Raw genomic sequence first — 4,911 nt, forward strand, 5'->3', positions numbered from 1 at the left:
GAGAACCTGGGTGGTGAGGTCAAGGGTGAGAGCTTGACACCGGGGGCAATAGAGGTGGCGATAAAATGCATTCTCGCGAACAACCACAGCTGCCCCCTGACAGCTAGGGCAAAACCAGCCGTAGTAGCTGGCTCTGCCCCGGCTTTTGGCCAAGCGATCTCCCGGGGAGAGGCACGTATCGAGAACTTGCGCCTGGATGGGGCGCATGGGTCGACCGCAGCTTTGGCAGACCACGGGCTGAAAGGGGATCCCCCGCTTCTGGCACAGGGTGCCGTCGGTCACCACAGCCGCCAGGAGGGGCAGCGTCAGCACCAGCCAGTTGCCACTGGCCGACATCAGGAAGAGGCCAAGGCAAAGGGAGCCGGAATAGAGAAACAGTCGAATGGGATCGCTCTGGAGCGAAGAGAGAGCAGCCGCCTCTTGAGTTCGACGGGCCAGGGGGATAGCTCGTCTTGTCCCTCGCTCGGCCTTTAGGTAGACCGGCAAGCGGGAGCGCTGCCACCCCACCCCTAGGATGATGATCCCCAATAGCAGCAGGATCCCTTCCAGGGAGCTTTGGGCTACAGCCAGGGATCCCGCTCCAACCGCTTGAGGAACAGTTGCAGGGGAAAGAGAGGTGGAAGCCTGCTGCCCCTGCAGGGCTGAGGCCAACTGCCGTACTCCCGCTAGGGTGCCGCCGTCGAAGTCTCCGGCGCGAAACCTGGGCAGGATTTGCTGGTCGATAATCTGCTGAACCTGGCTGTCGGGGAGGAGGGTGGTCAAGCCTCTGCCTGTCTCAATCTCTATCCGCCGATCTCCTACCGAGACGAGGAACAACACGCCGTTGTTGCGGCCAGCCTTGCCAATGCCCCAGTAGTTGAATAGTTGCGTAGTGAACGCTTTCGGTGTGGCATATCCCTGGGTATTGGGTACCGTAACCACCGCCATCTCGGCACCGGTGCGCTGCTCAAGCTGGGTGATAAGGCGGTTCAGCTCGTTTTCAGTGCTACTGCTGAGGATATTGGCGGTGTCGGAAACCCACCCTCCATACTGACGGCGGGGGTTGGGCACCTGTTGAAGGGTAATGGCCCAAGCGGGCTGCGGCAGTAGGAAAATGCCTAGCAAAACTGCCGCCCAAACTTTTGGCATGGCCTACCTGGCTGAGCGCTGCCTTGGTTTTAGCACAGCTATTGGGGATGGAGAGGGTAGCAGTCTCTTGCTGCTTTGCCTTTGGTGTTTGTCGACACAAAAAATAGCGCTGGGACGAGTCTTGGCTTTCCTCTTTTCGCAGGGGAAAGAGGCTAGAGCTCTGAGCAAGGGAAAATCCTCTTCGGTCTAGCTGCAAAGCCTTCCGGATTTTTCTGCACAACTCTTTTTCAGCAAGAGTCAAGCTATTTCTTGCTCCCTCGATGGTTGATTAGAAACCAGAAACTAAGCCAGCAGTGCGGGCCAGGCTTCTTCTTGCCATTCCACCTCAAAGCACTCCTGGGCCATGCGGAGAAAATGCTCAATCAACTCAGGGATCCCTGGCGCCCTTGGGCAAAGGTCGTACACGCCAATCACCTGCGAGCCGGGCAGGTACTGTTCCCAGAGCGCTAGATTGGGCCGCAACAGGAGGGATCCCTGCTGCAAGATCCCCCAAGGCTGCCACAGTTGGGCGTTGCCCATGAGCTTTTTGCCTCGCCAGCTCAAGTCAGCACGGGTACGGGAGGCAAAGCAACTGATTTTATTGCGGTAGCCTGGATTTGGGGTTGGGCGGTTCTGACCCTCCGTCCGGCTGGGAGCAGAAACAGGCGGATCCACTTCAACGCCCAGCGCGGCCAGCCCCTGAACCCAAAAGCGGCAGCAGAAGTCGTACACGCAGGCTCGCTGCAAACGGGGTAGGCGAGCTTGGAGGTAAGAGAGGGGCAGCACCAAGCTGTAGGTGAGCTCTGCCCCCTCTTCAGCCGCCTGATGCAACACTGCCCTTCCCCCCGTGGGCCGGCGCACCACTGGGATCCCTGGCGGGGGATCCCAAACCTGATGCCTGCCTAGAGAAAGGGTGAGCCGATCCCAGCCATAAAAGCGCAAGTAGGGCTTGGGGACGTGGCGCAGCCGCTGCAAAAGCCAAAAGTCCTGTTCCATTTGCCAGTTGCCAGCAGCCACGCGATAGGGCAGCCAAGAGCCCTGGGATCCCATCTCAAGCAGGCGGAAACTCTGCTCGGAGCGGCTCGTCGTACTCGTCGGCCAAGCTGGCCACAATGGTAATGGCGCGGGAAATTTCGCCCGCTGTGATCCCTTCCAAGGTGCGGTAGTGGTTCAGCACCACCTGGTTGTTCCAGATGCAAAAGCGCGCCTCCAGAGTGTCGCTCCAGTTCTTCTCCAGGAGCTTCTGCATCAGCTTAGCCGGCTCCGCCACCGGCAGAGAGAGAACGGGAGACCACACCAACAGGGTATCTTCGGGGGATTCGCCGCTCAGGTGGACGAACACTTCCACCGTGCCGTAGGTGAATTTCCAGGTGTGCCCCTGCTCGTGGTTTTCGTAGGCGGCATCTTCTTTGAGGCTGGAAACCACTGCCGAGACCATTTCAACGTAGCGGCGAGGGGGCTCTTCCACTAGTCCTGGAAAAACCTCTGAGGAACGGTCGATGAGCGGCTCGCTGTAGGCCATGGCCTTTTTCCCTACTCCCTGTCAACCACCTTAACTATACTCCCTAGGAGTCTGAGCTCCTAGCCGGATCCAGCTTGCGCCAGAATGGAGCTGCTTTGGGTTAACTGCAAGCGCGATGGCAACTGCATCTAGCCCATCCCAGAAAGCTATTGGTATTGTGGGGGCCTTGCCAGAAGAAGTGGCCATGCTCACTCAGGCCATGGAGACCCATTCCGTCCATACCTACTTGGGGCGGCAGTTCCATCAGGGATCCCTGGCTGGGCAGCCGGTGGTGGTGGTCCAAGGGGGGGTGGGCAAGGTGCGGGCGGCAACTACGGCAGCTCTGCTGGTGGCTCATTTCCCCATCGGGGGAATCATCTTTACCGGCGTGGCCGGCGCCTTGGCCGATCATCTCCAGATGGGAGATGTGGTGCTGGCCCATGCCGCCATCGAGCACGATTTTGGCACTGGCCGCCCAGAGGGCTTTGTCTTGGGGATCGACTTCATTCCCGAGTTGCGCCGTCCTCTAGCCGAGGCCGATAGGGCCCTCTACGACCTGATTGTGCCTCAGCTGGAGCGGATCCCCCTCCACCCTCTGCAGGGACGGCAACCGGCCATCCACCAAGGTCTAGTAGCCACCGGCGATGTATTTGTGGCCGACGCCAACCTACGGCGCCAAATTCGCGAGCGCACCGGGGCCCTGGTGGTGGAGATGGAAGGAGCAGCAGTGGTGCGGGTGGCGCAAGAAGCTGGGATCCCTTGTCTGCTAGTGCGGTCGGTCAGCGACGTAGGAAGCGATACCGATTTTCTAACTTTTTTTCAGACAGCGGCTCTCAACTCGGCAGCGGTGGTTCACAGCGTTTTGCAAAGCTTGCCTCCTCCGCTCTGACTTCGGACAAAAGCGGACTTTTGCTCCAGGTTGAGGCTTTCTTCCCGCTCCTACTAGGCTTAGCTAATCCACATGAAGGCAGAAAGGTGCGTTGGCGAGGTTGCCCGGTGTGCCCCAAAGTGGCCTCCGGCCCGCTATGCGAACGGATGGAGTTCAAGTCGAGGACTAGAGGAAAGCCCTCATCAATCTAGCCGCGGGGAGGAAGCGCCGCCCGCTAACAGAAGTTACTAATCCTACTCCGGTGCAAGTGGCCAAGATAGAAGCCACCTAGCAGGCTTAAGAACCTCGCACCGCTAGCGCAAATGCTACTTTCTTCCCGGAAGCAGTTTCCCTGTTCGCGCCGGCGAGACGGAGCCCTCAACCTTTAGCCCTGGAGTAGCTTACCGCCAGAAAAAAGCTTTGGCCCCTGCCTTTAGACAGGGGCTCTCTCTAAGCTAAGTCGGAGCGAAAGGATTTGAACCTTCGACCCCCACTACCCCAAAGTGGTGCGCTACCAAGCTGCGCTACGCCCCGACGCACCTGTACCAGAGATTCCCTCTGGAGGTGCTCTACTAAGCTAGCACTAGAAACTGGATCTTGGCAAGAGCTCCCCCCCGGCTGCCAAATCCTGCAAGGGACATGCTAGCCTGGTTAGGCTGTCAAAATCCCACACGCCTGAACCACCGGGTGCCCTTAACTGGGATCTGTTCAGGCGGAGGCTAACCCGTAGGAGATAACTGAACCATGAGCATTGTCACTTTGCCTCAACTGTTGGAGGCGGGGGTTCACTTCGGTCACAAGGCCAGCAGCTGGAACCCCAAGATGCGGCCCTACATTTTTGCTGAGCGCAACGGTATCCACATCATTGACTTGGTGCAGACAGCCCGCTACCTCAATGAAGCCTATGAATACGTGCGGGAGGGTGCTGAGAAAGGCTGGCGCTTCCTATTTGTCGGCACCAAGCGGCAAGCTGCTGGGATCATTGCCCACGAAGCCACCCGCTGTGGCAGCTACTACGTCAATCAGCGCTGGCTGGGGGGCATGCTCACCAACTGGGCCACGATGAGAACCCGTATTGATCGCCTCAAAGAAATCGAAGAGATGCAAAACAGTGGCCTGCTCGACCGCCTGCCCAAACAAGAAGCAGGCCGCCTAAGGCGTGAGTTGGCCAAGCTGGAGAAGTACCTAGGCGGCATCAAAAACATGCGCCGGCTCCCCGACGCTGTGATTATCGTCGATCAGCGGCGCGAAGCCAACGCCGTCCGAGAATGCATCAAGCTTAAGATCCCCATCATCTCCCTCCTAGATACCAACTGTGACCCTGACCTCAGCGACGTCTTCATCCCCGCTAATGACGATGCCATTCGAGCGATCAAGCTGATTGTAGGCAAGCTGGCCGATGCCATCTACGAGGGGCGGCATGGGCAGCTCGACA

General features: G+C 58.8%; 5 protein-coding genes and 1 tRNA gene. 2 read left to right on the forward strand and 4 right to left on the reverse strand.

Annotated elements, in window-relative coordinates; all coding sequences use genetic code 11:
• The 3 genes from NW860_RS03205 to NW860_RS03215 all read right to left on the reverse strand — a co-directional run.
• On the reverse strand, positions 1-1,128 hold a 1,128-nt coding region (locus tag NW860_RS03205), incomplete at its 3' end, for a TPM domain-containing protein (RefSeq protein WP_414512347.1).
• 282 nt (positions 1,129-1,410) lie between these two features.
• Positions 1,411-2,157, reverse strand: coding sequence for a lipoyl protein ligase domain-containing protein (locus NW860_RS03210; protein WP_414512349.1), 747 nt, complete (start codon positions 2,155-2,157; stop codon positions 1,411-1,413).
• A gap of 1 nt (position 2,158) precedes the next feature.
• A complete protein-coding gene (locus NW860_RS03215; RefSeq protein ID WP_414512351.1) occupies positions 2,159-2,629 on the reverse strand; it encodes a YbjN domain-containing protein in 471 nt (156 codons plus the stop codon).
• A 115-nt stretch (positions 2,630-2,744) separates the two neighbouring features.
• Between NW860_RS03215 and NW860_RS03220 the strand changes: the two genes are divergently transcribed.
• Positions 2,745-3,497 (forward strand): 5'-methylthioadenosine/adenosylhomocysteine nucleosidase, encoded by a 753-nt coding sequence (locus tag NW860_RS03220; protein WP_414512353.1) that lies wholly within the window; start codon positions 2,745-2,747, stop codon positions 3,495-3,497.
• A gap of 439 nt (positions 3,498-3,936) precedes the next feature.
• On the opposite strand, the gene NW860_RS03225 is transcribed toward NW860_RS03220, so the two are convergent.
• A tRNA-Pro gene (locus tag NW860_RS03225) sits at positions 3,937-4,010 on the reverse strand.
• 210 nt (positions 4,011-4,220) lie between these two features.
• Here NW860_RS03225 and rpsB point away from each other — a divergent pair.
• Positions 4,221-4,911, forward strand: a 691-nt coding sequence (gene rpsB / locus NW860_RS03230) for a 30S ribosomal protein S2 (protein WP_414512355.1), incomplete at its 3' end; no start/stop codon positions are given.

Source organism: Synechococcus sp. F70.1 (assembly GCF_047502745.1).
In the GTDB taxonomy this organism is placed as follows: Bacteria; Cyanobacteriota; Cyanobacteriia; order Thermostichales; family Thermostichaceae; genus Thermostichus.